The sequence below is a fragment of the Neisseria sp. 83E34 genome (genome assembly GCF_001308015.1).
Taxonomy (GTDB): Bacteria; Pseudomonadota; Gammaproteobacteria; order Burkholderiales; family Neisseriaceae; genus Neisseria.
The window spans coordinates 106,770-133,741 of sequence record NZ_LGYH01000001.1 but is presented as its reverse complement, the minus strand read 5'-3'; the positions used below and the strand labels follow the sequence as shown (position 1 = coordinate 133,741).

The 26,972-nt window shown below is 48.5% G+C and carries 24 protein-coding genes and 2 tRNA genes; 9 read left to right on the top strand and 17 right to left on the bottom strand.

Annotated features, from left to right (window positions below):
* Positions 1-2 precede the first annotated feature (2 nt).
* The 4 genes from AKG09_RS00595 to AKG09_RS00580 form a co-directional block, all read right to left on the bottom strand.
* A complete protein-coding gene (locus tag AKG09_RS00595; RefSeq protein ID WP_054617572.1) occupies positions 3-737 on the bottom strand; it encodes a putative DNA-binding domain-containing protein in 735 nt (244 codons plus the stop codon).
* Positions 727-1,575, bottom strand: coding sequence for a DUF692 domain-containing protein (locus AKG09_RS00590; RefSeq protein ID WP_054617571.1), 849 nt, complete (start codon positions 1,573-1,575; stop codon positions 727-729). The genes AKG09_RS00595 and AKG09_RS00590 overlap by 11 nt, the downstream gene beginning before the upstream one ends.
* A gap of 84 nt (positions 1,576-1,659) precedes the next feature.
* Positions 1,660-1,950, bottom strand: a complete 291-nt coding sequence (locus tag AKG09_RS00585) for a hypothetical protein (protein ID WP_054617570.1) — start codon at positions 1,948-1,950, stop codon at positions 1,660-1,662.
* Between the two features lie 58 nt (positions 1,951-2,008).
* Positions 2,009-2,488 carry a DoxX family protein gene (locus AKG09_RS00580; protein WP_054617569.1) on the bottom strand — a complete coding sequence of 160 codons (480 nt, stop codon included), beginning with the start codon at positions 2,486-2,488 and terminating at the stop codon, positions 2,009-2,011.
* 260 nt (positions 2,489-2,748) lie between these two features.
* Here AKG09_RS00580 and AKG09_RS00575 point away from each other — a divergent pair, with 260 nt between their 5' ends.
* Entirely contained in the window at positions 2,749-4,095 is a 1,347-nt protein-coding gene (locus AKG09_RS00575) for a DUF2868 domain-containing protein (RefSeq protein WP_054617568.1), read from the top strand.
* A 137-nt stretch (positions 4,096-4,232) separates the two neighbouring features.
* Positions 4,233-5,564, top strand: a complete 1,332-nt coding sequence (locus tag AKG09_RS00570) for a GTPase/DUF3482 domain-containing protein (RefSeq protein WP_054617567.1) — start codon at positions 4,233-4,235, stop codon at positions 5,562-5,564.
* Between the two features lie 115 nt (positions 5,565-5,679).
* On the opposite strand, the gene AKG09_RS00565 is transcribed toward AKG09_RS00570, so the two are convergent.
* Positions 5,680-6,933: a D-amino acid dehydrogenase gene (locus AKG09_RS00565; RefSeq protein WP_054617566.1), complete on the bottom strand. Its 1,254-nt coding sequence runs from the start codon at positions 6,931-6,933 to the stop codon at positions 5,680-5,682.
* 140 nt (positions 6,934-7,073) lie between these two features.
* Between AKG09_RS00565 and AKG09_RS00560 the strand changes: the two genes are divergently transcribed.
* A complete protein-coding gene (locus AKG09_RS00560) occupies positions 7,074-7,538 on the top strand; it encodes a winged helix-turn-helix transcriptional regulator (RefSeq protein WP_009115933.1) in 465 nt (154 codons plus the stop codon).
* A 605-nt stretch (positions 7,539-8,143) separates the two neighbouring features.
* Here the strand turns inward: AKG09_RS00560 and galU are convergent.
* From galU to AKG09_RS00535, 5 genes are all read right to left on the bottom strand, one after another.
* On the bottom strand, positions 8,144-9,025 hold the full coding sequence (gene galU / locus AKG09_RS00555) for a UTP--glucose-1-phosphate uridylyltransferase GalU (RefSeq protein WP_054617565.1): 882 nt from the start codon (positions 9,023-9,025) through the stop codon (positions 8,144-8,146).
* Between the two features lie 60 nt (positions 9,026-9,085).
* On the bottom strand, positions 9,086-11,506 hold the full coding sequence (gene ligA / locus AKG09_RS00550) for an NAD-dependent DNA ligase LigA (RefSeq protein WP_054617564.1): 2,421 nt from the start codon (positions 11,504-11,506) through the stop codon (positions 9,086-9,088).
* Positions 11,507-11,599: 93 nt separating this feature from the next.
* Positions 11,600-12,931 (bottom strand): cell division protein ZipA C-terminal FtsZ-binding domain-containing protein, encoded by a 1,332-nt coding sequence (locus tag AKG09_RS00545; RefSeq protein ID WP_054617563.1) that lies wholly within the window; start codon positions 12,929-12,931, stop codon positions 11,600-11,602.
* Positions 12,932-13,043: 112 nt separating this feature from the next.
* Complete coding sequence (ampD, locus tag AKG09_RS00540; protein WP_054617562.1) at positions 13,044-13,607, bottom strand: 1,6-anhydro-N-acetylmuramyl-L-alanine amidase AmpD; 564 nt, start codon at positions 13,605-13,607, stop codon at positions 13,044-13,046.
* A gap of 5 nt (positions 13,608-13,612) precedes the next feature.
* A complete protein-coding gene (locus AKG09_RS00535; protein WP_054617561.1) occupies positions 13,613-14,380 on the bottom strand; it encodes an alpha/beta fold hydrolase in 768 nt (255 codons plus the stop codon).
* Between the two features lie 366 nt (positions 14,381-14,746).
* Between AKG09_RS00535 and mltG the strand changes: the two genes are divergently transcribed.
* From mltG to accD, 6 genes are all read left to right on the top strand, one after another.
* Positions 14,747-15,769 carry an endolytic transglycosylase MltG gene (mltG, locus tag AKG09_RS00530; protein WP_054617560.1) on the top strand — a complete coding sequence of 341 codons (1,023 nt, stop codon included), beginning with the start codon at positions 14,747-14,749 and terminating at the stop codon, positions 15,767-15,769.
* Between the two features lie 320 nt (positions 15,770-16,089).
* On the top strand, positions 16,090-16,362 hold the full coding sequence (locus tag AKG09_RS00525; RefSeq protein ID WP_054617559.1) for an ACT domain-containing protein: 273 nt from the start codon (positions 16,090-16,092) through the stop codon (positions 16,360-16,362).
* A 15-nt stretch (positions 16,363-16,377) separates the two neighbouring features.
* On the top strand, positions 16,378-17,733 hold the full coding sequence (locus AKG09_RS00520; protein ID WP_156320759.1) for a PFL family protein: 1,356 nt from the start codon (positions 16,378-16,380) through the stop codon (positions 17,731-17,733).
* An 87-nt stretch (positions 17,734-17,820) separates the two neighbouring features.
* Positions 17,821-18,603: a tryptophan synthase subunit alpha gene (gene trpA / locus AKG09_RS00515; protein ID WP_054617557.1), complete on the top strand. Its 783-nt coding sequence runs from the start codon at positions 17,821-17,823 to the stop codon at positions 18,601-18,603.
* 13 nt (positions 18,604-18,616) lie between these two features.
* A complete protein-coding gene (locus AKG09_RS00510) occupies positions 18,617-18,919 on the top strand; it encodes a hypothetical protein (RefSeq protein ID WP_054617556.1) in 303 nt (100 codons plus the stop codon).
* 50 nt (positions 18,920-18,969) lie between these two features.
* The gene (gene accD, locus AKG09_RS00505) at positions 18,970-19,839 is read left to right on the top strand and encodes an acetyl-CoA carboxylase, carboxyltransferase subunit beta (RefSeq protein WP_054617555.1); all 870 of its coding nucleotides are present in this window, start codon (positions 18,970-18,972) and stop codon (positions 19,837-19,839) included.
* 112 nt (positions 19,840-19,951) lie between these two features.
* Here accD and AKG09_RS00500 read toward each other — a convergent pair whose 3' ends face one another.
* The 7 genes from AKG09_RS00500 to AKG09_RS00470 all read right to left on the bottom strand — a co-directional run bounded on the left by AKG09_RS00500 (position 19,952) and on the right by AKG09_RS00470 (position 26,971).
* The gene (locus AKG09_RS00500) at positions 19,952-21,184 is read right to left on the bottom strand and encodes an HlyD family type I secretion periplasmic adaptor subunit (protein WP_009117409.1); all 1,233 of its coding nucleotides are present in this window, start codon (positions 21,182-21,184) and stop codon (positions 19,952-19,954) included.
* Positions 21,185-21,255: 71 nt separating this feature from the next.
* On the bottom strand, positions 21,256-23,436 hold the full coding sequence (locus AKG09_RS00495) for a type I secretion system permease/ATPase (RefSeq protein ID WP_054617554.1): 2,181 nt from the start codon (positions 23,434-23,436) through the stop codon (positions 21,256-21,258).
* A 43-nt stretch (positions 23,437-23,479) separates the two neighbouring features.
* Positions 23,480-24,748, bottom strand: coding sequence for a TolC family protein (locus AKG09_RS00490; RefSeq protein WP_054617553.1), 1,269 nt, complete (start codon positions 24,746-24,748; stop codon positions 23,480-23,482).
* Positions 24,749-25,005: 257 nt separating this feature from the next.
* Positions 25,006-25,578: a 50S ribosomal protein L25/general stress protein Ctc gene (locus tag AKG09_RS00485; RefSeq protein ID WP_054617552.1), complete on the bottom strand. Its 573-nt coding sequence runs from the start codon at positions 25,576-25,578 to the stop codon at positions 25,006-25,008.
* Between the two features lie 66 nt (positions 25,579-25,644).
* On the bottom strand, positions 25,645-26,631 hold the full coding sequence (locus AKG09_RS00480) for a ribose-phosphate pyrophosphokinase (protein WP_156320774.1): 987 nt from the start codon (positions 26,629-26,631) through the stop codon (positions 25,645-25,647).
* Positions 26,632-26,807: 176 nt separating this feature from the next.
* Positions 26,808-26,884, bottom strand: a tRNA-Gln gene (locus AKG09_RS00475).
* Between the two features lie 10 nt (positions 26,885-26,894).
* Positions 26,895-26,971 (bottom strand) — tRNA-Gln (locus AKG09_RS00470).
* Position 26,972: the final 1 nt, after the last annotated feature.

Sequence of the window (26,972 nt, the reverse complement as noted above, 5' to 3'; positions counted from 1 at the left end):
GGTTATCCGTTTTGCACCTTCATCAAAACACCTTCTTCCTGCCAATGTGCCAGCCGTTCGAGCAGTAAAGGTTCGGTATCGCTGCTACCCGTCAATTCGCGGATGCTTTGAGTGAGCGAAGCAATGCTGTCATTTTGCTGCTCGAAATGCTGCAATAGGAATACATCAATGTCATCAATGGCTTGATAACAGGTTTCATCCTCCAGATTGCGCCAAGTGAGCACATAAGTTTCACCGTTCTCAAAACTTTTCAGGCCCGTTCTAATAAAATCAACGGGATATTGTTTCAGGCGCACACCTTCTGCCAATGTCAAAATATCGTTGTTTGATTCAGCCGGCTTCCGCAACCCGCATAGTGCAGTCTCTGCACGCAACAAATCTGTTTCAAATTCCATCATCGCCAGCACATTCTGCGGCAGAAGCCTGTCTGAAAGCTGGCTTCGGGCAAATGCTAAAAACTGGGCGGGAATATCTTTAAAGTAAGGCGATTCCGGCTTGCCTTCGCTTAAAAAACGGCTTTGCAGGTCCTGCCATTGCTCCGCATCGGCAAATGTGATGCTGTCACTGAAACAGCGTTCCAAAAACGAAGCGATATTGTTATGCACCAAACGGCGGTAAACTGCCAAACCGTTTGCATTAAAATTTTGGGGCACTCCGGCTTCAAGGTTACCTACTGCGGCAGCCAGTTGGGCTTGGAAATCCGCACCTGTACATTTGCTTACATCATCACGCTGCATCTGCTTGCTTTCCGTATATTTTCTGAATGGCGGCAATCCGTGCCACTTCTGCCTCCAGTTCGGCAAAAGGCGGGAAATTGGTGTCGCGCTCAAGCAGGCAAGGCGGCTGGTGGGAAAACTTACTGCAAGCATAATCGAATAATGTCCACACATCGCCGCAAATGGCTTCGCCGTGCGTATCGATTAAAATTTCTTCATCAGAATCATGCCCGGCCATATGCAGGTAAACCACTTTGTCCAAATCTACCGTATCGATAAATGTTTGGCCGTCGGTTTGGCCGTGATTCATTGCATTTACATAAATATTGTTGATATCCAAATGGATGTCGCAATCCGCTTCTTTTGCCACCGCATTGAGAAACGCCACCTCACTCATTTCATTTCCCGGAGCGAGCAGATAAGAAGATGTATTTTCAATGGCTATACGCATCTCCAATATATCTTGCGTCTGGCGGATTCTTGCTGCGGTATGCCGCACAGTTTCATCATTGAACGTGAGCGGTAACAGATCATAAAGATGGCCGAAATGGCTGCAATAGCTTAAATGTTCGGAGAAAAAATCAATATTGTATTGGCGCATAAAGGCTTTAACTTCCTGCAAAAAGCCTACCTGTAAAGGATCACGTCCTCCCAGTGAAAGCGAAAGCCCGTGGCAGGCAATAGGAAAGCGTTCCGCCAACGCATCAAGCTGTTTGCGTGCCGCACCGCCGGTTTTAATCCAATTTTCCGGCGCCACTTCGATAAATTGAATCGGACTGTTTTCAGGGGTAATGTTCAGTAGGTCTTCTGCCAGATCACGCTTAAAGCCCAAGCCGGCACCTTGCAAAACCGTAGCCATATGCTTACCTATCAAATCAAATATAAGTTTGGAAAAGAAAGCCGCTGCATAGGGAGCAGCCTACCGCAGCGGCCGGCAAACAGCTTATTTGCTGCCGCATTTACCTTCGCCGCATTTACCTTCAGCGGCTTTGCTGTGTGCTTTAGAAGCACCGCATTTACCTTCGCCACATTTACCTTCGCCGCACTTGCCTTCACCGGCTTTGGCTTTGCTGGTTTTGTGTGAAGCACCGCATTTTCCTTGTCCGCAAGCGCCTTCTTTCGCTTTTTGTGATTGTTGCTGAGCAGGTTGTACAGTAGTGGTTTTGCTGTCAGCGCATGCAGCACCAGCCAAAGTCAACGCACCAGCCAAAGCGATTAAAGAGGTTTTTTTCATTGTGTTCACTCCTAAAAAATTGATTTAAATAAAATTAACGAGAGGGTAACAACCGTTTTTACAACGGAATTTTAGAAAACTTTTTCTTCAATAAAGTGTCTAGCGACAGCTTGCCCGAGCCTTGCAATATCACAGGCAACATAACCAGACAATAAATCAGCGCCATTTTATAACCATTTTGAACAATGTTATAGCCATTTTCTGCGTGAACCGCATACCAGGCGACAGCAGTGAGCATAAATAATGCTGCGGCGGCATAACGGCTGAACAAACCAAATACAAGCAATACGGGAGCAACCAATTCAACACCCATTGCCGTAAACCAGTTTAAATCTGCCGGTAACACGCTGAATGGGAAAGGAAAGGCTGTTTGAATTTCTGCAAACCAGTTTTCGCCGTTCCACTTTTCAACACCCGCTTCCCAAAATTCATAAGCGGCAAACAAACGTAAAGCGAGCAAAGAAATATCTTTAGTCCAAGTAGAGGAAAAGCTGCTGTTGTGATTATGATAAGCAGCGGGTTGTGCTATCTCTGTCATTTTTGTGAACCTTTCACTGTGTATTTGCTGTACACACGTTTAGACGGCACTTACCAGCAAATTCTTATAATTTTTTATAAAAATAATTATATCTTAATGATATTTAAAGAAAATTAATTTTAAAAAAAATGATAAAAGCCAAAAACGGCCATCCAAACCAGCCCATCAAATCATTTCACCATATACAAAGCCATCATCATGCTTTGCTTTATCTCTATGTTAAAATTCCAATTCTTTCAGTACCAAAATAATCAATAATAATGTTTCCTCTTTCCATCCAGCTCACCGAACTCGTGCGCCTTTTACAAGAGCGCGGTTATATTTTCGCCGCCGATCCGCAACCGATTACCGAAGTATTGCGTCAAACCGAGGAAAGTGCCGAGAAAAAGCTCATTCGCCGCGCTGAAATGATTGATAGCGACCACAAGCTTCACGACACGCTGCTTCGTGTACGCAACACCGCCGGCTGGGCTGTAGCAGCCGCCACCCTAATCTGGCTGCTTATCGGCTTTTCCGGCACGTTCGGCCTGATGCAGCAAAGCGGCTTGAACTTCTTTTTCGTATTGGCCGGTATCTTAGGCTTACACACATTAATGCTCATTGTATGGTCGGCTTCCCTATTTCTGCTGCGCAAAAACACTGGCTTTTTCATTAACCCTTCTTTATGGATACGCGGCAAAGATCCGGTCAACCAAGCCGTTTTGCGGCTTTACAGCGATGAGTTCAACCACCCTTCCGCCCGCTGGCGCATCGGCGAAACCACCCACCGCCTGTGGCTGGCCACATTGTTCGGCATGCTCGCCGCCGTGGTGTTACTCTTGATGGTGCGGCAATACACATTCAACTGGGAAAGCACACTGTTAAGCGATGCAACATCCGTTAACCTCGTCAGCCTTTTAGCGTGGCTGCCCGCCAAACTCGGTTTTCCCGTGCCCGACGCAGAAGCCGTGCTCGGCAGCAGGCTTAACAGCAACACCGAAACCGCACGCCAATGGGGCGGACTCTTAATCGGCAGCATCATGTGCTACGGCATACTGCCGCGTTTCGCCGCATGGCTTACCTGCAAAATCCTGTCGCGCAAACACATTCACCGCCTGCCGCTCGACAAACCCTATTATCAAAACATCATCCAGCAATGGCAAAAGCGTGTGATTGATGCCGACACCCAAAGCGAAACCGTTACCACCGTTACGCCCAAAATCAGCTTGAACGAAGCACCGAAATGGGCTGTGATGCTCGAAACCGAATGGCCCGAAGCGCATTGGTTCAAACACGTTCTCGGCCAAGACTGGCTGGACAAAGGCTCTGCCGACAGCCGAGACGCCGTAGCCGCGCTCAAAAACGAATTGCAGCAACACCCCGCCCAACTGCTAATCGGCGTGCGCGCCCACAACGTGCCGGATCGAGGCATCTTGCGGCAAATCGTGAGTCTGGCAGAAGCCGCACAAGGCGGCGCCGTGATCCAACTGCTTGCCGCTCCAGATTTTTCAGACAGGCTTGATGATTATTTAAACCAATGGCAAAACGCGCTGAATGAGCGCAATCTACCGTGGCTGAATCCGCCTCGAGTCAGCCAACAGGATAGACAAAAAGAAATGCCTGTCTGAAAACGGTTCAAATTTGAATTTTAGCTAACACCTTAAATAACGCTAAGAAGCCGTGTGCCGAATTTTCAGACAGGCATCAACATACAAGCAGGCACACGACACATTTCACCTTAATTTATTAAGTAGATAATGTCATTATGAAAAACACCCCCCTATCCCTGGCCGTCGTCGGCCACACCAACACCGGAAAAACCTCCCTGCTGCGCACTCTGCTGCGCGATAGTCAGTTCGGCGAAGTCAAAAACGCGCCCGCCACCACACGCCACGTGGAAGAAGCGGCGATTAACGATGGCAACCGTACACTGGTTCACTTATATGACACGCCCGGTTTGGAAGATGCTGGCGGCGTGTTGGATTGGCTGGAAACACACACTTCTTCGCGTGAAGACGGCGTCGAGCGGCTGCACAAGTTTCTTGAAAGCCCCGAGGCGGCGGGCGATTTCAATCAGGAAGCCAAAGTGCTGCGCCAGCTTTTGCAGAGCGATATGGCTTTGTATGTTGTGGATGCGCGCGAGCCGGTGTTGAACAAATATAAAGACGAGCTTACCGTTTTATCATGGTGCGCCAAGCCCGTGATGCCTGTGTTCAACTTTATCGAAGGGCAGGATTTAAGCGAATGGACCACCATGCTGGCGCGGCGCGGGCTGCATGTTTACAGCGGATTTGACACGGTAGCCTTTGATTTTGAAGGAGAAGTGCGGCTGTGGGACAACCTTGCCACCATGCTGCCCGAGCGCGGCATACTCGACCGCTTAATAGAAATGCGCAGGCGCGAATGGGCGCAACTCAACGCTGATTCCAAACGCGATATCGCCCACTTTTTGCTTGATGTGGCGGCTTACAAACAGGAAATCGACGAAAACGACCCGCCCGAGCCGACTCTACACAAAATGCAGGCTTCGGTGCGCCAGCTGGAGCGTGCGCTTCAGCAACAGCTGTTTCAAAATTACCGCTTCTACCACAATGAAATCGACACCGGAGAATGGGCTTTAAAAGAATTCAGACAGGATCCTTTTGACGCGGAGCAGCTCAAAGCCTACGGCATCCGCACCGGCACGGGCGCCGCCACCGGCGCGCTCATCGGCTTAGGCGTAGATATGGTTACGCTGGGCGGCTCGCTCGGTTTGGGCACGGCCATCGGCGGCATTTTAGGTGGGGTATTACCGAATATGCAGGATATTTCCGATAAATTAAGCGGCAAGCAAACTTTGTTTATCGACCCGGAAAGCATTACCCTGCTGGCTGCCCGTGCGCTGGATTTATTGGCTGCGCTGCAAAAACGCGGCCATGCGGCGCAAAACGATATTCAAATGATCAGCGGCAAAACGCCGTGGCAACCTTCCCGTTTGCCGAACGAATTGTCGAAAGCCAGAAGCCATCCTAAATGGTCTTCGCTCAATACGGGCGAGCCGGAAAGCAGCCGCAGGGAAAGGCTTGAGGCCGTACCTGCCTTAATCAAACATTTATAAACATAATGTCTGTCTGAAACCATCTTTCAGACAGGCATTTGCATTATTTCACCCATTTAACGCCATCTCGAACTTGATCCGGGTATCTTTTTTCACCATTACTTGGGTAAGCGGTTTAACCATAGCGGTTCAAACCCAAATCATCCGTGCGTATTTCCGGCTGCACGCCGCCGGCAATATCGGCGGCCACTTTGCCGGAACCAAGCGACATTGTCCAGCCTAACGTGCCATGACCGGTATTTAACGTGAGGTTATCAAAACCGCTGCGGCCGATAATCGGGGTGCTGTCGGGTGTCATGGGGCGCAGGCCGCTCCAAAATTTGCCTTGTGCCATGTCGCCGCCATCGGGAAATAAATCTTTAACCACTGTTTCCAAAGTTTTGCGGCGCGCTTCGCTCAGCTGAATCTGATAACCTGACAACTCAGCCATGCCGCCTACACGGATGCGTTCGTCAAATCGCGTAATCGCAACCTTATAAGTTTCATCCAACACGGTTGAAACCGGCGCACCTTGCGGATTGATAATCGGCAAAGTAAGCGAATAACCCTTCACCGGATAAACGGGCAAGTCCAAGCCTAGCTGAGCCAACACCGGCCGGCTGAAGCTGCCCAGAGCACACACGAAATGGTCAGCTTCAAAACGCTCGCCGTTGGCATAAACCGCATGAACATGTTTGCCACTGTAATCAAAACGCTCAATCGTATGATTAAAGCGGAATACTACGCCGTTTTCGCGGCACAGCTCGGCCAGGCGCGTGGTAAACAAATGACAATCACCCGTGCTGTCGTTGGGCAGATGCAGCGCACCTGCCAGCCTGCCCACTGCGCCCGCCAAAGCAGGTTCGTATTCCAAACATTCGCGCGCGCTTAATTGCTTGTAGGGCACGCCGTATTCAGCCAAAACCGCCATATCTTTTTCAGCAGCCTTCACTTCCTTATCTTGTCGGAATATCTGAAGCGTTCCTTTATTTCTGCCTTCAAAAGTCAGGCCGGTTTCTGCTATAACCCGGGCAAACATTTCGCGGCTGTATTCCGACACACGAACCATGCGCTCTTTATTAAGCTTATAATGCCGGCTATCGCAGTTTTCCAGCATATGCTTCAGCCATTTGAGCTGGAAAAGGCTGCCATCGGGGCGGACAATCAGAGGAGAATGCGGCTTCATCAGCCATTTGGCCGCTTTTTTGGGAATGCCCGGCGCCGCCCACGGTGTGGTGTAGCCATAAGAAAGCTGGCCTGCATTGGCGAAACTAGTTTCCATTGCCGCGGCTCCGGCTCGGTCGATAACCGTTACCTCATGCCCTGCTCGGCACAGAAACCAAGCCGTACTGATGCCCACCACGCCTGCGCCCAACACGATCACTTTCATTATCCGCTCCTCATTATGATTGTGTGTCTGTTTTAGTGAAAGATTGTAGTGTATTCAAAAACCAATAGTTTTTTTCACTATATTTAAAGCTTTGAAAAGATGTTTTTTTAGAATTTCTGCATTTTAAAAGAGAAAAGCAGATGAAAGATTTAGACAAAACCGACCGCAAAATCCTACGCATCCTGCAACAAAACGCCCGCATCCCAATGACCGAGCTGGCAGAGAAAGTCGGGCTCTCTACCACACCCGTTACCGAACGCGTGCGCCGCCTTGAACGCGAAGGCGTGATTGAAGGCTACCATGCACGCCTCAATCCGCAAGCTTTGGGGCAGAACTTGTTGGTATTTGTGGAATTGAAGCTGCAATCCAAATCCGGCAATATTTTTGAAGACTTCCGCCGTGAAGTGCTGAAAATTCCGCAAATTATGGAATGCCATCTTATTTCGGGAGAATATGATTATCTGATTAAAGTACGCTTGCCTGACATGTCGGCTTACCGTGATTTGCTGGGAAACATTCTGCTGCAATTGCCAGCGGCAAGCGAAAGCCGCAGCTACATGGCAATGGAAGAAGTAAAAGAAGACAGCTTGTTACAAGTTGACTGAACCTCATCATAAAAACAATGCCTGTCTGAAATAAAGCTTCAGACAGGCATTGTTTTTATTACCGACACTACAGATAAAAAAATGCACACATTCTCAAGAATGTGTGCCAAGTCTACAAAGGAGAAATAGAGGAGAAACTATTAAGCAGTCATTGCAACCACCTAACGGGGCGTATTATCCTGCTTCCACATTAAGCCCGTCAATAAAAATCTGATGAATTTGCAACCGACTTGAACTTTTTTGCAAAAAAACATCACTCCTAAAGCCTTTTGCTTGGTGCAATATCCAAACATGACAAGATGCACAGGATAAAAAAATGCACACATCCCAAAAGATGTGCGCCAAGTCTACAAAGGAGAAATAGAGGAGAAACTATCAGATTCCTCTCTTAAAGAACCTGATGAGTGTTATTTTGCATCAATACATCAACTTCAGTCAATGTTGTTTTGTTTCAATTTTGCAATCGGCCTAATTATGTTCCTCTATTGCAACACTGCATTTTCAGACAGGCATTTCTAATAAACTGATAGAAAGAAGCAGACCTCAGGCTCAGTAATAAACACAGTAGGATCCGGCATACCGCAAAATGGTTATGCCTCTCGCGACTATGGTCTGGCTTGGCAATACCGCTTCAACAGCTTGGCAAATTCTTCCCCCGTTTCAGGATGCTTCAAACCATAGGCTACGGTTGCTTCCAAGTAGCCGAGCTTGCTGCCGCAATCGTAGCGCGTTCCTGTAAACGCATGTGCCAAAACGGTTTCTTCATGCAGCAATTTGGCAATGGCGTCGGTTAGCTGGATTTCATTGCCTGCACCGCGCGGCAGATTGACCAGCAAGTCGAAAATCCGCGGGGTCAGGATATAGCGTCCGACCACAGCCAAATTTGAAGGGGCGTCTTCCGGTTTAGGCTTTTCTACAATACTCTTGACCCGCTGCGCATGCTGAAATGCTTCGGTTTCCACGATGCCGTAGGAACCTGTTTGCGAAGGATCCACGGTTTCCACCCCGAGCACGCTGCTACCGGTTTGGCTATATAAATCAACCATCTGCTTTAAAGCACCTTGTGGCGCGTCAATCAAATCATCGGCCAGCAGCACGGCAAACGGCTCCTGCTCCACGGCCGGGCGGGCGCACAAAACCGCATGCCCCAAACCCAGTGCTTCAGGCTGGCGGGTATAAAGAAAACTCACGTTTTTCGGCACGATGTCTTTCAAATGCGCCAACAATTTTTCTTTATTACGCAAAGCTAGCTCCGACTCCAGCTCATACGCTTTGTCGAAATGGTCTTCAATACTGCGCTTGTTACGGCCGGTTACAAAAATAATCTCTGTGCAGCCTGCTTCTACTGCTTCCTCAACTGCATATTGAATCAAGGGTTTATCAACAATCGGCAGCATTTCCTTAGGGTTGGCCTTAGTGGCCGGCAGAAAACGCGTGCCCATGCCTGCCACGGGGAAAACGGCTTTTCTGATGGTTTTAGAAATCATGGTTTTCCTTTCGTTTGATGCCTGTCTGAACGTTATTTTCAGACAGGCATCGTATTTCAATCATTCTGTTTCGTTTAAAAACGCGAGCAATGCAGCTTCATCCAGCACTGCCACGCCCAACGCATGGGCTTTCTCCAGCTTACTGCCCGCCGCTTCGCCTGCCACCACATAATCGGTTTTTTTCGACACGCTGCCCGATACCTTGCCGCCTGCCGCTTCAATCAATGCCTGCGCTTCGTCGCGCTTTAAAGTGGGCAGCGTACCGGTTAACACGAAGGTTTTGCCTGCTGCGGGATGATGCCTGTCTGAAACTTCAGCCGGCTGCCCGGCCATATTTTCCGATAAAAATTGCTGCACTGCTTGCAGCAGGCTACGGTTTTCCTCATCTGCCCGCCATGCCTGCCACTCGGCGGGCAAGGCTTTGTCGTTCAATAATGCATCCATATTTTGCCCCGCCAAATCCCATAAAGCCTGCGCCTTGTTTTCGGTAAGCCGGATACCGGGCAGGCGGGCCAGCCATTTCTGCGGTTGTGCATATTGTGCCACAGGTAGGCTGACCGGCTGCGCTTTCGGCATAACGCCGGCATTCAGCAGCTCATCTATCATCGCTTGCTGCTCAATTTGCCCAAAAAAGTGGCCGATGGAATGGGCAACGACTGCACCGATATCAGGCAAGCATGCCAAGACCGGTTCGGGTGCGCGGCGTACATTTTCCAATGAACCAAACGCCTGCGCCAACACTTTGGCTGTTCGCTCACCAACATGCCGGATGCCGAGTGCAAACAGAAAGCGCGCTAATTCAGGCTGTCTGCTGGCAGCGATGCCGTCAAGAATATTCTGCGCCCATTTAACAGGAGACTGCTTTTTATTTTTGCTGCCATCCGTCACGTCTTCAGCAGCGTTTTCCTTCATCTGCTGCAAAGTGGCAATGTCTAAACAGTATAAATCAGCAAAATGACGCACCAAGCCCTGCTCTACCAAAGCCTCAATCTGCCTCTGCCCCAAGCCCTCGATATCCATCGCTTTGCGGGAAGCAAAATGAATCAAACCCTGCGCGCGCTGGGCGCGGCAAAGCATACCGCCGCTGCAACGTGCCACCGCCTCGCCCGCCTCGCGCTCGATATCGCTGCCGCAAATCGGGCAATGCGCAGGCAAACGGTAAGGCGGGTAAACCGGCTCTGCGCCTTTGTTTTCCGAAGCGGACGCAAACAAATCGCTCTGCACGGTTCCTTGCGAATGCCTGTCTGAAACTTCTGCAGCACGCATCGGCCGCCGTTCCGGCACAATCCTTACCACTTCGGGAATCACATCGCCGGCGCGGCGCACCACCACAGTATCGCCCACGCGCACATCTTTACGGCTCACTTCGTCCTGATTATGCAAAGTGGCATTGGTTACGGTTACCCCGCCCACAAATACCGGCTGCAAACGCGCAACCGGCGTTACCGCGCCTGTGCGGCCTATCTGCACATCAATCGCTTCCACCACGGTTAACGCCTCTTCGGCCGGAAATTTGTGGGCAACCGCCCAGCGCGGCGCGCGTGAAATAAAGCCCAGCTCTCGCTGTTGCGCCAAACTGTTGACCTTCACCACCATGCCGTCGATTTCATATGGCAATTCGGGGCGCTTTTGGAGCATGTCTTCATAAAAACGCAACACCTCCACAATATTGCCGAAACAGCCGAAATGCCCGTGCGGCAGACTGAATCCTAGTTCGCTCAAATAAGCCAGCTCCTGAATATGCTCTTCAAGCACCGCACCGCCTTGCTGCCGCGCAATGCCGTAGGCAAAAAAATGTAGCTTGCGTTGCGCCGTGATGCGCGAGTCCAGTTGGCGCAAGCTGCCGGCTGCCGCATTGCGCGGATTGGCAAAGGTTTTCTGCCCCGCTGCGGCCTGCCGCCGGTTTAAAGCCTCAAAATCGGCCTTCAGCATCAATACTTCGCCGCGCACTTCAATCAACTCGGGCACATCATCACCATGCAGACGCAGCGGCACATTGCCGATGGTTTTTACGTTTTGCGTGATGTCTTCACCTGTTTCGCCATCACCACGGGTTGCGCCGCGCACCAATACGCCGTTTCGATACAGCAGGCTCACAGCCAAACCATCGAACTTGGGCTCAATCACATACGCCGGTTTGCTGCCCCCCAAACCGCCGCGCACCCGCTCGTCAAACGCCAGCATTTCGGCATGGTCGAACACGCCGTTTTCATCTTCCGGTGAAAAAGCATTGGAAAGCGACAGCATAGGCACTTCATGCCGCACGCTCTCAAACCCGGCCAATAAGCCGCCACCCACCCGCTGCGTCGGGCTTTCAGGCAGGCGTAGTTCGGGATGCGCCGCTTCCAGCGCTTCCAGTTCGCGGAACAATTGGTCATATTCCGCATCGGGCACGGTGGGCGCGTCGAGCGTGTAGTATTCATAGGCGTAGCGGTTGAGCTGGTCGGTAAGTGTTCGGATGCGGTGTGATAAGTCGTTCATAGTATTAAAATGCAAATGGAGACAGCCATACAAAATGCCTGTCTGAAAAAAGCGGGCACTTAATCAAGTGCCCGCCCATTATAACGGATAAGTTTAAGAGAACAGGCGCGCCGCAAGGTCGCCGCCCGGCTCGATACCTACTTTTTTCATTTCTTCTTGGCGCGCCAGCACAAAGCTGCGCACGTTTTTCAACCACTCGGGGGAAAGCTGGTTCATATTATCGTCAACTAAATCCAAGCCGAGGCTGCCAGAGAAATTCACGGCAATGTCCATAAAGCGGTTGAAATATTTTTCACCGGCCGGCACACGGGTGATGTCGAACAGCATGCTGAATCCGCGATAAGCCTGGCTGGAAAGCAGGCTGGCGGTAAAGGGGCTGCCATCAACCGTAACAATGCTGAACAGCGGCTCGCCATTATCATCCTGCAAGTGGAAAGCACCGTCATGTCCCAAGCGGAAGTCTGAATTTTCCAATACATTGCGCAACTCCACGCCGCTGATGCTACCGCGCGATACCAAGTGAATAGCAATGGTTTGATCCACTCGCTCGCACAATTCGTCCAGCGGGCGTGCAGTGTTGAGGAAACTGGGCACATCCATCAGCAGCAAACCGGCGTCGAGCTGCTCTGCAAAATGGTTAACCTGCTCGCCGAAACGTTCTAACTCCTGAGTTGTAGCCAAACCATTGCGGCTGATGGCCTGCAAACCCACCACAAAGCCTTGGTAATAAACGCTGGGAATCGGCTCGGCAATCTGCCAGCGGTCGTCCATGGTGCAGCCGGCAATCTGAAAACGGTAGCGGCCAGCAAAACGCGGCAATGCGTGCAATTCCTGCGGTTCGCGCAGGGAAATGTAGGCCATGTAATCGAAATTGTGGTTAAACCACGGTAATTGCTGCTGCACCATATCGTCTAAATCAAGCAACAGCTCTTTTTTGTTTTTCACTTTGGTTTGCGAAGGCACGGGCACTTCTACCTTCTTAAACTTAAAGCCCCTGCCCTGCTTCGCTTCTTTTTCCAATTCCGCATCCAAATCAAGCGAAAAGGCTGTGCCGAAGCTGTCTTCTTCCATTTCGATTTCAACGTTTTGGCGGCTGGCGGCAACTTTGCGCGAACGCTGCTTTTGCACCTTTTGCTCGGCTTTTGCCGCAGCGGCGGCCATTTGGTCGAACATATCCTCTGTGGGCAGCTCGGAAATATCTTTTTCCCTTAATTTTTTAACAGGTTCGCTTTTAGGCTGGTGACCCGGCAAGCGGCCGTCGCGCACGGAGCGGGTTTGTTTTTCCAGCAACGCGTCTTTGTCGGAATGGCCGAACTGGGCGCGCACCTGCTGGCGGTATTTATTTTCCTGATACATATTGTAGGCAATCACGCCGAGAATCACGACGGCGCCTAAAACTAAAAAAATCAGCATGGCATCACTCATTGTTAGAAATAGCTGTTTGGTATGATTTAAAATTTAATTTTTAATGGCATAAACTGGCCGTGATTATACCCAAAATTAACGGCTTAGGCATCCATGCCTGTCTGAAAAACGCTCAGCGCGCCACGGGGAAACCTGCCTGCTGCACGCGCACCCAATCGAAAAAATGGCCTGGGTCGGACTTACGACCGGGCGCAATATCTTGGTGGCCGGTAACGGCTTCAATGGGGTAAACCTGCTGCAAGGCATGCAGGAGCGTATTCAGGCTTTCATATTGTGCTTCGGCAAACGGTTCGAAGTCGCACCCTTCCAGCTCAATTCCTATCGAAAACGCATTGCATTTTTCACGCCCCCGAAACGAAGAGATCCCAGCGTGATAAGCCATATCGTCACACGACACAAACTGCACGATTTCGCCGCTGCGGGCAATCAGAAAGTGGCTTGATACGCGCAATTCGGTCAGAATGCTGAAAAAAGGATGCTCAGCCGGATTGATGCGGTTGGTAAACAGCTTTTCCACCGCCCCGTTACCGTATTCAAAAGGCGGCAGCGAAATATTGTGCAACACCACTAAATTCACGCGCTCATTTGCCTCACGCGCGCAAAAATTCGGCGAATCTACCCGCCGCGCGGGGCTGAACCAGCCGTTTTGCCAATCATTATTCACTGTTTGCTCCATATTTTTCAGACAGGCATTGCTTCATGCTGTTGAAACGCTTGCAGCGCCGCCCAAACCATTTCAGGCTGCTCCTTAATCACTTCATGCGCCGCGAAGGGTATGTTCATCAGGTGCACATCAGGCAATTCGTTTTTCAGCGCCGCCCAATCCGCCAGCGAATAGAGAAAATCCGCTTCGCCCCGGATAGCCAGCACATGCGCTTTAATACGGCTGACGGTTTGGTTGGGATAGCCGCTCTCGCTTTCATCCAGCCACATCGCTCTCAGGCTGCCGACCCATTTTTCTAAATCCACTTCGGGATTCTCAGCCTCATAAGCAGCCACTTGCCCGGGCATATACTCTCGAACAAACTCCACATTAACGGCTTCAAACATCGGGCGCGTTGCGCTTAAGTGGTCTTTATGCCAGTCTGAACCTATGGTGATGATACGCTGCACACGTTCATCTTCGGCGCCCAAGCGGTAAGCAATAATACCGCCGTCGCTGAAGCCGAATAAGCTGTATTGTCCAATAGCCAAATGCTGCAAAATCCGGCGCACATCTTCGGCGGCTTGTGCATAAGTTAATGCAGCATGGCCGAAAGTGCTGCGGCCATGCCCTCTCGTATCAATGGCGAGCACGCGGAAATGCTGCTGCAAGCGCGGCAGCAAAGCGGCGAAATCTTCAATCGAGCCGAACCCGCCATGCAACAACACCATCACCGGCGCATCGGCCTGCCCGCCGATCCGGTAATGCAGATTTGCACCTTTATGAGTTAGAAAATGAGATTGCATCGTTCACTTTCTCCTTAAATATAGACAATCAACACATTTTCGGTACAAGCCGGCAATCCGAAGACTATACACAATAGTATATGGCTGATTTTGTTACTGCTTTTAGCAGCTTCCAAAATCGTTCTCTTTGAGCTAAGGCGCAGCACGTTAAGTTTATTGGCTATATACACACGGTTTTTCAGACAGGCATTAATTATAAAAACGCGATGTGTCAGTTTCCGTCAGAAGCATTTCAGGTAACAATGCCTGTCTGAAACAAAATACACGCCCGCGCCCGAAAAAACACCGCCCGCATTGTAACACGCCCCGTGCGGCATATCCTGTTATACTTACGCCCGACTTCAATCCATAACGAATCAATAATTCATGGTAAAACAAAAGACTAAAAAGCCTTCCGGCAAGCCCTTTGTGGTTGGCGCTCTGATATTGCTTGCCGCAGCCGGCGGCACTTTCGGCTACCTGCTCTTTGCCGAAAAAGACAACGGCCAAACCTACCGTATGCGCGTTGGCAAAGGCCAAGGCGTTTCCGGCGTAAGCCGCAAGCTGGCTGAAGACGATGTTATCTACAACCGCACCGTGATGATGGCCGGCGCTTATGTTCTAGGCGTACAAAACAAACTGCACGCCGGCAACTACAAACTGCCGCAAAAAGTATCCGCCTGGCAGATTCTCAAACGCCTCAAAGAAGGCCGCCCCGACACCATTACCATCCGCATTATCGAAGGCATGAAGTTCAGCCAGATGCGCGGCATTATCAATCAGTCGCCTGATTTGGCGCACGACACCAAAAACCTGAGCGATGCCGAGCTTCTGCAAAAAATCGACCCCGACGCACTAAGCAGCTATCCGGAAGGCCTGTTTGCGCCCGACAGCTATGAAATAGATGCTGAAAGCAGCGATTTGGCGCTCTACAAGCTGGCCTACAAAACCCAACAAAGAAATCTGCAAGCGGCTTGGGAGGAACGGCAAAGCGGCCTGCCCTACAAAAACCCTTACGAGCTTTTGACCATGGCCAGCATTGTGGAAAAAGAAACCGGCCATAAAGACGACCGCCGCCACGTTGCCGCCGTGTTTGTCAACCGCCTCAACATCGGCATGCGCCTGCAAACCGACCCCAGCGTTATCTATGGCATGGGCGATGCTTATAAGGGCAACATCCGCAAATCCGACCTCCAGCGCGACACACCTTATAACACCTACACCCGCGCCGGCCTCACGCCCACGCCCATTTCTCTGCCCGGCAAAGCTGCGCTGGAAGCCGCCGCCCACCCGAGCAATGCCAACTATCTTTATTTCGTTTCCAAAATGGACGGCACAGGCAAAAGCAAGTTCAGCCATACTTTGAGCGAACACAACGATGCCGTTCGCCAATATATTTTGAAAAAATAAGCATCTGCCGCGCAGATACCGCAATGCCTGTCTGAAAACCGCTGTTTCAGACAGGCATTGCCATTATTCCCAGCTATTTGCCTCATGCTCAGGCTTCATTCGGATATTCATTTAGGCGCAGCCAAACATGCGTACTAAAGATCCTTGCCCTGCCCTGTTACTGTTTTTTGGTTATTTTACTATTCTTTGGCTATCAACCCCTGCGATTCGGTTATAATCTGCCTCATTCATTATTTAATGAACTTACCAGTTATCTATTTTCAGACAGGCATCGCAGCAATAAGATGCCTGTCTGAAAGCATTTCAATCAGGAAACCATTATGAGCCATTCAGTAATCACCGTTATCGGCAAAGACCGCATCGGCATTGTTTACGACGTATCCAAATTGCTGGCGGAAAACCAAATTAATATTGTTAACATCAGCCAGCAGCTGATGGGTGGCTTTTTTACCATGATTATTCTGGCGGATACCGAACAATGCCCCAAATCGCGCCGGGAAATGCTCGATTTGTTTGCCGAAGAAGGCAACAAGCTCGCGCTTGACATCCGTATGCAAAACGAAGATTTGTTCAACGCCATGCACCGCATCTGAAAGGCTGCCTGAATCATGAGTATCCAATCCAGCGAGATTTTAGAAACCGTGCGCATGGTTGCCGACCAGAATTTCGACGTGCGCACCTTAACCATCGGCATAGACCTGCACGACTGTATCAGTCCCAACCTCGATACGCTCAATCAAAATATCTACAACAAAATCACCCGCGTCGGCAAAGATTTGGTTGCCACCGCGCAATACTTATCCGCCAAATACGGGGTGCCGATTGTGAACCAGCGCATTTCCGTAACCCCGATTGCCCAAATTGCCGCGGCTACCGGCGCGGATTCTTATGTGAGCGTGGCGCAAACATTGGATAAAGCCGCCAAGGCCATCGGCGTATCTTTTATCGGCGGCTTTTCTACGCTCGCGCCCAAAGGACTGACACCTTCGGGCGAAGTGTTGATACGTTCGATCCCCGAAGCCATGAAAACCACGGATATTGTGTGCAGCTCGGTCAATATCGGCAGCACCCGTGCGGGCATCAATATGGACGCCGTGAAGCTGATGGGCGAAACCATCAAGCGCACGGCTGAAATCACGCCCGAAGGCTTCGGCTGCGCCAAAATCGTGGTGTTTTGCAATGCTGTGGACGACAACCCCTTTATGGCAGGCGCATTTCACGGCGCGGGCGAAGGCGATGTCATGCTGAACGTGGGTGTGTCAGGCCCCGGTGTGGTGCAGGCTGCGTTGGCCGATTGCGAAGGCAAAGATTTAACCGAAATCGCCGAAATCGTGAAAAAAACCGCATTTAAAATCACCCGCGTGGGCGAATTAATCGGTCATGAAGCCGCACGGCGTTTGGGCATTCCTTTTGGTATTCTCGATTTATCACTCGCGCCCACGCCGGCAGTAGGCGATTCTGTGGCGCGCATTCTCGAAGCCATGGGTTTGAGCGTGTGCGGCACTCACGGCACCACCGCTGCGCTGGCGCTGCTCAACGATGCGGTGAAAAAAGGCGGCATGATGGCTTCTTCCGCAGTTGGCGGCTTGAGCGGCGCGTTTATTCCCGTGTCGGAAGACGAAGGCATGATTGCCGCCGCAGAGTCCGGCGTACTCACGTTGGATAAGCTTGAAGCGATGACTGCTGTATGCTCGGTGGGCTTGGACATGATTGCCGTGCCCGGCCATACAAGTGCGGCCTCCATTTCCGGCATTATCGCCGATGAAGCGGCCATCGGTATGATCAACAGCAAAACCACCGCCGCGCGCATTATTCCCGTGCCGGGCAAAGATGTGGGCGAAAGCGTGGAATTCGGCGGGTTGCTCGGTTATGCGCCGATTATGCCGGTGAAATCAGGCTCTTGCGAAGTGTTTGTCAACCGCGGCGGGCGGATTCCGGCGCCGGTGCAATCGTTGAAAAACTAAACCCTGTTGGTAGAAATTTTCAGACAGGCATATAATAAAGTTTGACATGCTGATGCCTGTCTGAAAACATCAAAACCGGAAACCTACATGAGCAGAATCTCAACCACTTTCTCCGCCTTAAACGGCAAAAAAGCCCTGATTACCTACATCACAGCCGGTGATCCCGACTTGGCCGCCACCGTCGGCATGATGCACAGCATGGCGGCAAACGGGGCAGACATCCTCGAGCTGGGCGTGCCTTTTTCCGACCCGATGGCCGACGGCCCTACCATTCAACGTGCCGCAGAGCGAGCATTGGCCAACGGTGTTTCGTTGAAAGACGTATTGGCTGCCGTGGCAGAGTTCCGCCAAACCAACCAAACCACGCCCGTGGTTTTGATGGGCTATCTGAACCCCATACACAGAATGGGCTATGCCGGATTTGCCCGTGCAGCTAAAGCCGCCGGAGTGGACGGCGTGCTGACCGTAGACGATCCGGTTGAAACCATTGCCCCTTTGCAGCATGCGTTGGAAGAAGAAGGCATAGACTGCATTTTTCTGATTGCGCCAACCACCGGCGAAGCGCGTATCCAAGCCATTGCCGAACATGCGGGCGGCTTCGTTTATTATGTGTCGCTCAAAGGCGTAACCGGCTCCGCCGCGCTTGATACGGAAGCCGTGGCTGAAAAAATTACCGTATTGCGCAAATACATCTCGATTCCGATTGGCGTGGGTTTCGGCATCAACGACACCGAAAGTGCCCGAAAAATCAGCCAAATTGCCGATGCCGTGATTGTCGGCAGCAGGATTGTGAAAGAAATCGAGCATCATCCGGGTAAAGAGGCCGAAGCAGTCGGAGCGTTGGTTAAAGAGCTCAAAGCGGCGCTGTAACGCCGGAACAGTTATGAAAAAACAATTGCCAATCCTGCTTTTGCTGGCTATATTGCCTGTTTCTAAAGCTGAACCCCATATATCTTATCCGCGTGAAGTGGCTGTTTTCATTGAACATGCTGAAGATTGCGAACACTTTGCCGGAGAATTTGATCCTGATTTACCTCAAAAAGAGCAACACCGCATCTCAGCCGCAGCACAAAGAGTCTGCGCCGCGGCCGGTAAGCAATACCCGAAACTTATCCGTAAATATCAAGGCAACGCCCGAATCAGCAAAGTGTTGCAGCAATATTCCCATATCACGGATTACTACTAATACATTGCGGATAGGCCAATGCCTGTCTGAACACATTCAAGGAGTCGACCATGAGCTGGCTGGATAAAATTCTTCCGCCCAAAATTAAAAAAGACGAAAACGGCAAATCGGGTATTCCCGAAGGCCTGTGGCATAAATGCCCGTCTTGTTCCGCAACCTTATATGCCACCGATTTGGCGCAAAACCAAAACGTGTGCCCGAAATGCAATCACCACAATGCCATGACCGCGCGCGAGCGGCTGGATTTGCTGCTGGATGCAGAAGGCCGTGAAGAAATCGCCGCCAATGTGAAGCCCACCGATATTCTGAAATTCAAAGACAGCAAAAAATATCCCGACCGCCTTTCCGCCGCCAAAAAACTGACCAACGAAGATGACGCGCTGGTGGTGATGAAAGGGACGATGAACGGCCATCCTGTTGTGGTTGCCGCGTTTGAATTCCGTTTTATCGGCGGCTCGATGGGTTCCGTGGTGGGCGAGCGTTTCGTGCAAGGCGTGCGCCGTGCCGTAGCCGACCGTTGCAGCTTCATCTGCGTTTCCGCCAGCGGCGGCGCGCGTATGCAGGAAGGTTTAAGCTCTTTGATGCAAATGACCAAAACCAGCGCTTCCTTGCATTTACTGACCGAAAAAGGCCTGCCCTTTATTTCTGTACTGACCGACCCAACCATGGGCGGGGTATCTGCCAGCTTCGCATTTTTAGGCGATGTTGTCTTAGCCGAGCCGGGCGCACTTATCGGTTTCGCAGGCCCGCGCGTGATCGAACAAACCGTGCGCGAAACCCTGCCGGAGGGCTTCCAACGTGCAGAATTCTTATTGGAAAAGGGTGCCATCGACCAAATTGTCGACCGCCGGGAAATGAAACAGCGCATCTCCGATTTGATTACCTTGCTGCGCAGAGAACCAGCTGTGGATGCCGCTTAAGAAGATTTGTTTGTTGTAAGTAAGTAAATACGAATGCCTGTCTGAAAACTTTCAGACAGGCATTAAAAAAGCCCTGTTTTTGTACAGGGCTTTTTTATCACAGGCATTGAAATTAACGTTCGCTCAAGGCCTGTTTCATACGAGTAATAGGCTTGATGAGGTATTGGAATACTGTTTTCTCGCCAGTCTTCACATCCACTGTAGCCACCATACCCGGGATAATAGGCATATCCTTACCATTACGGTCTTTCAAACTATTGGAATCTGTTTGCACCAAAATACGGTAGTAAACTTGGTTTGGATCCAATTTCAACTCATCGGTCCGAGCTTGGTTACTGATGGTATCCGGGCTGATTAAAGTTACTTTACCATCCAAACCACCATAAATGGCATAGTCATACGCACTGATTTTAACCACAGCCGGCAGACCCGGGCGTAAAAACGCAACGTCTTGTGGGCGAATATAAGCTTCAACCAATAATTTTTCATCCAGAGGCACAATATTCAGAATATCTTGACCTGCATTTACCACACCGCCGACTGTATTGATTTTGACATCTTTCACAATACCGCGCAGAGGAGCACGAATTAACGAACGTGATACCGGGTCTGCGCGCATAGCCATATTTTCTTTTGCTTGTGCCAGCTCAGATTCAGTTTGCACTAATTCGTTATTGGCATCTGCCATATAACGGTTTTGACGTTCTGCAATTTGAGCAGCCAAATCACTGGATTCACGCTGCATACGCAAAAGCTCTACTTCAGAAACCACACCTTGTTTAACCATAGGCGCAGTAATTGAGATTTCACGATCCAAAGCAGCTTTACTCATACGCAACCCTTGAACAGCATCTACCACTGCACGACGACGCGCAACATAAGCAGCTTGCTCACGCTGTTTCAAAGTCGGGCTGATGCTGCTGGGGAAATTCAACGGACCGCCATAAGCTTCAGCTTTCAAACGGGCAACCATCGCTTCCAAGTTGGCAACTTTTGCTTCACTTTCACGTAACACAGCAGAGCTTCGGGTATCATCAAGGCGCAATAGAATCTGCCCTTTCTCAACGATGTCTCCCTCTTTAACTTTCATTTCAGAAATCGTACCGGGATCCAAACTCTGAATGACCTGTTCTCGGCTACTTGGAATGACACTGCCATTACCCCTAGTTACCTCCTCCAATGGGCTGTTATAAGCCCAAATGACGAAAACGACCAAAAATACAAAAAACAGGATAATGACCCAAAACTGACCATGATGCTTCTCTTTTTGCAAAGCCGCATTAAGGTCATTCACGAGTTTCAAATCACTGGATTTAACGCTTTCCTGATTGTTTTGTTCACTCATAATGACAAAAACCTTATACCTATTTTCATGAAAAGGCTGCCGAAAAAAGCAGCCTGCTTCTCAAATCACTATTAACCGTTTGCTTGACGGATACCTTGTTGCGCGGCTCCTGAAGCAGCTTGCTGGTTAGATTGTTGCTCGTTTTGCATTAATTTTTGCAATACCAGATCACGCGGACCATCCATTACAACTTTACCGTTATCCATCACAATAATACGGTTAACAATCTGCAATACCTGCGGACGGTGCGTTACCACCACCATTGTTTTATCTTTACACCATTGTCCCACTGCATTAAGTGCCATACGTTCGGTAGCCTGATCCAAACCTGTGGTCGGTTCATCAAGCAACACAACTTTCGGATTGCGCAAAGTCATTCGTGCTAAAGAAATAATTTGTTTTTGTCCGCCAGATAAACCCAAACCATCCTCACCCAAAGGCATATCCAAACCTCGCGGATGGTTTCTAATAATTCGGTCGAGGCCAAAACGTTTCAAAGCAACCAGCAATTCTTGGTCGGTTGAAAAACCGTCGGTACGTGCCAAATCCATATTTTCACGCAAAGTACCTAAAAATAAACGGGGTGACTGGCTCAGCAGCAAAACTTTATTACGCAAAAAGTTCGGGTCAATTTGGCGCATATCCACACCATCTAGAGTAACGTTACCCGAAGAACCATCATATAAACCGCTGGCTAACTTAAGCATAGTGCTCTTACCGCTACCAATACGACCAAGCACCCCCACTTTTTCACCCGGACGAATATTAATATTTAAGCCAGAAACAGCAACCGCACCATCTTCGCCATATTTAAAAGACACATTTTCAAAACCGATAGCGCCTTGAACATTATCTAAAGTAATATATTTACGTTCAGGTTGACGCTCAATCGGACGTTGAACAATATTGTTCACACCGCTCAGTGCCAACTTTGCCTGTTGAAAACGTGTAGCCAAGCCTGCGATTTGAGCCAACGGTGCCAATGCACGTCCGGATAAGATAACTGACGCAATCAAAGCACCCATCGTAATCCTATCATTTGGGTTTTCCGCATGAATCAGGTAAGTACCCAACAGAACCAAAAATACAGTGTTTAACTGCTGCATCGCAACGGCGAAGTTGATCATAAAGTTACTGGTATCTTTCACTTTAATGGAAGAAGCAGAAGTTTTAGCAGTGTATTCATCCCAACGTTGTTGCGCCCACGTGGTTGCATTATTGGTTTTTAATGTTTCAATGCCTTCCAACGCTTCTACAGCCAAACCTTGACGCTGAGACGACTCTTTCATTGATTCATTAATATAACGTGACAAGGGGCGTTGAACCAAGAAACCAACAACGATAACAATAGGAATAATTGTCAATGGAACCAGTGCCAGCTTTCCACCTACAATTCCGATTACAGAAACGAACAACAGTAAGAAAGGTAAATCAACCAGAGTTAACAAACTGGCACTAGTCATAAACTCACGGACAGATTCAAACTCACGCAAGTTATTCGCATATGAACCAGCAGATGCAGGCCTGTCCGCTAAACGCAAAGCCATAACGCGGCGGAACAATGCCGAGCTGATGATCAAATCAGCCTTCTTACCTGCAATATCAGTTAGATGACCACGAATCAGTTTAGCAATAAATTCAAAAGTAATTGCTAAAACCACACCAATACTCAATACCCAAAGCGTTTCATAAGCTTGGTTCGGAATTACCCGGTCATAAACATTCATCACGTACAATGAGCTTACCAAAGCCAAAAAGTTAATGATAAATGTTGCTAGAATTACTTGGTAATAATACCCTTTAAACCGCCAAATAACCTTCCAAAACCAGGCCTTCGGCAAATCATATTCAGGCAAATCAGAACGGGCATCTGATACCATTTTAGGTTTGATAAACCAACAGTAACCCAAGTAAAGATCAGATAATTGCTCGTGGCTTAGTTCTTGAGCCAGCCCGTCTGCCTGCCTAATATGGTAGGTGCGGTCACGACCTGCTCCGTTTATCTTAGTGATTACGGCAGCTTCTTCATTATGCAGGATTGCCACAACCGGAACTGCCAACGAGGGTATTTCATCCAAGTTTCGTTTAGAAAGCGTATTCTCAAAACCGTGGCTTCTCAGAACTTCTTTCAATGAATGAAAATTAACATTGAGTTTTTTATCTCTAACTACCTCAGCAGACAAAACGGCTTCAGATACAGGGGAACCCAATATCTGTGTTGCTAAAGCAATATGTTCGATAATTGATTTCATAGCTTTTATTCAATCGTAAATTCTAAAATATTTTAAGTCTGTTTTATTCTTCAGGCGCAATTCCAGCCCAATTGGCAATTTGAGCTTGGGCAGTCAGATACTCCAAAGCCGCATCGCGAAAATCATTTCTTGCCGTAATATTTTCCTGCTCAATATTGGCAAGCTCATTGTACGCGCCTAAAACGTCCGTTAATGTACGACGCGCAACTTTAAATTGCAGCTCATATGCTTTCACTACTTCTTTTTGAGAAACAATATGTTGAGCAGTAATTCCTGAACGCAGCTCACTCTGAGCCATATCCATTTCAGCGGTTTTCGCACGCTCCGCCACTTCACGCAAAATCTGATCTAGCTTTGAATCTGCAGCCTCCACTGTGTGCGCATTTTTATCTACTGTATGACGAGCTGCCTGATCGAAAAAGTTCCACGATAAATTCAAATAAACTTGTTTAGTTTCTTTCGTGGCAACACCTTCTAGATTGATGGCTGGTTTTCTAGCGGCTTTTGATGCCTGTAATTCGTAGAAAGTGCTCTCGCGCTCCGCCTTTTGTGCAAGGTAGCTAGGGTTTACTCCATTATCCATGCCTTTATAACGGCTTATAAGTGTTCGTGTCGTTTCGGTGCGGAATGGATCTTTTAGATCTTGGGGACGTAATGAGGTGACCGTATATTTAGATAACCGACTTAAAGCCAACTCCATAGTACGTGTTAATTGTGCAATAGTTGTTTGCACTTGTAATCGCCTAGCTTCTGCCTCAATCAACTCGGAACGCCGACCGGTATCATACTTAGCCACTACGCTTAAATCTTTTAATAGCTTATTATGTCGATTCAAACTTTGTTGATTAACTTCTATAGATTCCTTTGCACGTAATGCAGTCAAATATAATTTACCTATTTCACTCCCCAACTCTTCTTGGGTTTCATAGTATTTATATTTGTAATAAATTTCTTTTTGCTTGTCTCGATTAACCGAAGCAGTAATTCCCCCCCATGAATACAGGTTAAGACTACCTTTCAAACCAACGGAATTCTTTAAGTCATCATCAGCATCTTTATTGTCTTGCATCAACACTTGCGTACCCGTCAAACCAACAACCGGATAATGTGCTGCTTTCGAGGCTTTTGTAGTACTTTCAGCAGCAGCCAAATTTGCTCTTGCTTCCAATAAAGCAGGATCCGCTACTAAAGACTTCTGTAAAATTTCTCGTAATTCTTTTGCGGCAACCGGTTGGCTCACTAAAAGTACAGTAATAGAAAGTGCAGAATAGCGCTTCAAAAAACCGATTGTTTTATAGAGATGCTTTTGCATATTTTTAAACTTAATTCTTAATTTACACTATTACCCTATGAACCATCTATGCCAACATAGTTCACAAACATATAGCCAATTCAAAACTATTGCAGAATAACACCATATTGCAATTTATTCACGCAATGAGTGACAAAAGGTTGCCTTTATTTGTTAAAAGTGTGGTGTAGTCTTGTTCCGATTCTACGCCTTACACAAGGAAAAACAAAGCCCTAACTGTGTTACAGCAGGGCTCAGTTTTTAAAATAAAACAAATATTAACGTTTCTTGCCAGTTACAGTTGCAACTGCCAAATTAGCATCGCGTTTCAATGCAACGCTGCTCACACCTTCGGGATAAGCAACGTCTGTCAAATGGAGAATGTCACCTGCTACTACATTTTCGCAGTTCAGCTCTAAAAAAGCCGGAATATTTTTAGGATTAACAATACAATCCACAGTAGTGCTTAACAATGAAACACGACCACTTTGCAATTTTACTGCCTGAGATTTTTCAGCATTAACAACATGCAAAGGCAAACGCATGCGTAAAGGCTTATTAAAATCTACTACTTGAAAATCAATGTGTTGTACTTCCTGACGGAAAGGATGGATTTGAAAATCACGAACAATTACGTCGTAAGCTTTACCATCTAAAGACAGCTTGATCAATGCGGTATGGAAAGATTCTTTCTCCAATGCATAGAAAACGGTTTTATGATCAACCGAGATAGCAGTGGCCTTCTGGTCTTCACCATATAAAACTGCCGGTGTTTTACCTTCGCGACGCAGGCGGCGGCTCGCACCAGTACCTTGAGCTTCACGAACAGCAGCTTGAATTTCGTATGACATAATATAAATACTCCAAAAAATTGAACAATACTGTCTTTAAACCGCGACCAGTGTCAGACAGCAGAATCATGGGAGAAATATCGCTCCCGGTGCTACAAGTTCTTCATTAAACAAATAAGAAACAGACTCTTCATTACTAATTCGTCTTACCGTTTCAGCCAACAAACCGGCAATGGTTACTTGACGAATTTTAGAACATTTCTTTCCATCTTCAGACAAGGGGATAGTATCTGTTACAACCACTTGATCAATATCTGAAGAAGCGATCCGGCTTATCGCTTCACCCGAGAAAACAGGATGAGTAGCATATGCCAATACACGCTCCGCCCCTCTATCTTTCAAAGCCGAGGCGGCTTTACACAAGGTATTTGCAGTATCAATCATATCATCGATAATCAAACATGTACGGCCTTGTATATCACCAATAATATTCATTACTTCTGCCACATTGGCTTTGGGGCGCCGTTTATCAATAATTGCCAAATCAACATTCAGCATTTTTGCAACCGCACGGGCGCGCACAACACCGCCAATATCGGGACTCACAACAGTCAAATTCTCTATGCGTTGCTGTTGTATATCATTAATTAAAATCGGCGTGGCATAAATATTATCTACAGGAATATCAAAAAAACCCTGTATCTGATCCGCATGCAAATCAACTGTTAATACCCTGTCAATCCCTGCAGAATACAGCATATTCGCCACAAGCTTAGCTGAAATAGGCACGCGCACAGAACGCGGACGACGGTCTTGTCGTGCATAACCAAAATAGGGAATTGCAGCTGTAATACGACCCGCAGACGCCCTTTTCAAGGCATCAGCCATAGTTAAGACTTCCATCAAATTATCATTTGTGGGTGCGCAAGTAGGCTGCACAATAAAGACATCTCGACCACGAACATTTTCTAACAACTCAATGGCAACTTCACCATCTGAAAATCTACCCACAGAGGCATTACCTAATGAAATACCCAAGTGTTTGACCACATTTTTTGCCAATTCAGGATTAGCGTTTCCAGTAAACACCATCAAGCTGTCATATGCTGCCATTTCGTCATCATCCAAGATCGTTTTTTTGCATTCAGGAAACATTGTCAGCTTCCTTGTTTCTCAAAATTAATTTGGAAACGTATTATACGCGTCTACCGCATTTCCTCAAAGCATAAACGGCATTTTTTACGGTTAAACGTAATAAAAGCGTGCAAGCTAACTTACACGCTTCTGTTTGGCTGGGGATGTAGGATTCGAACCTACGAATGCCGGAATCAAAATCCGGTGCCTTAACCAACTTGGCGAATCCCCAATAATTCGGGTGGCTGGGGATGTAGGATTCGAACCTACGAATGCCGGAATCAAAATCCGGTGCCTTAACCAACTTGGCGAATCCCCAA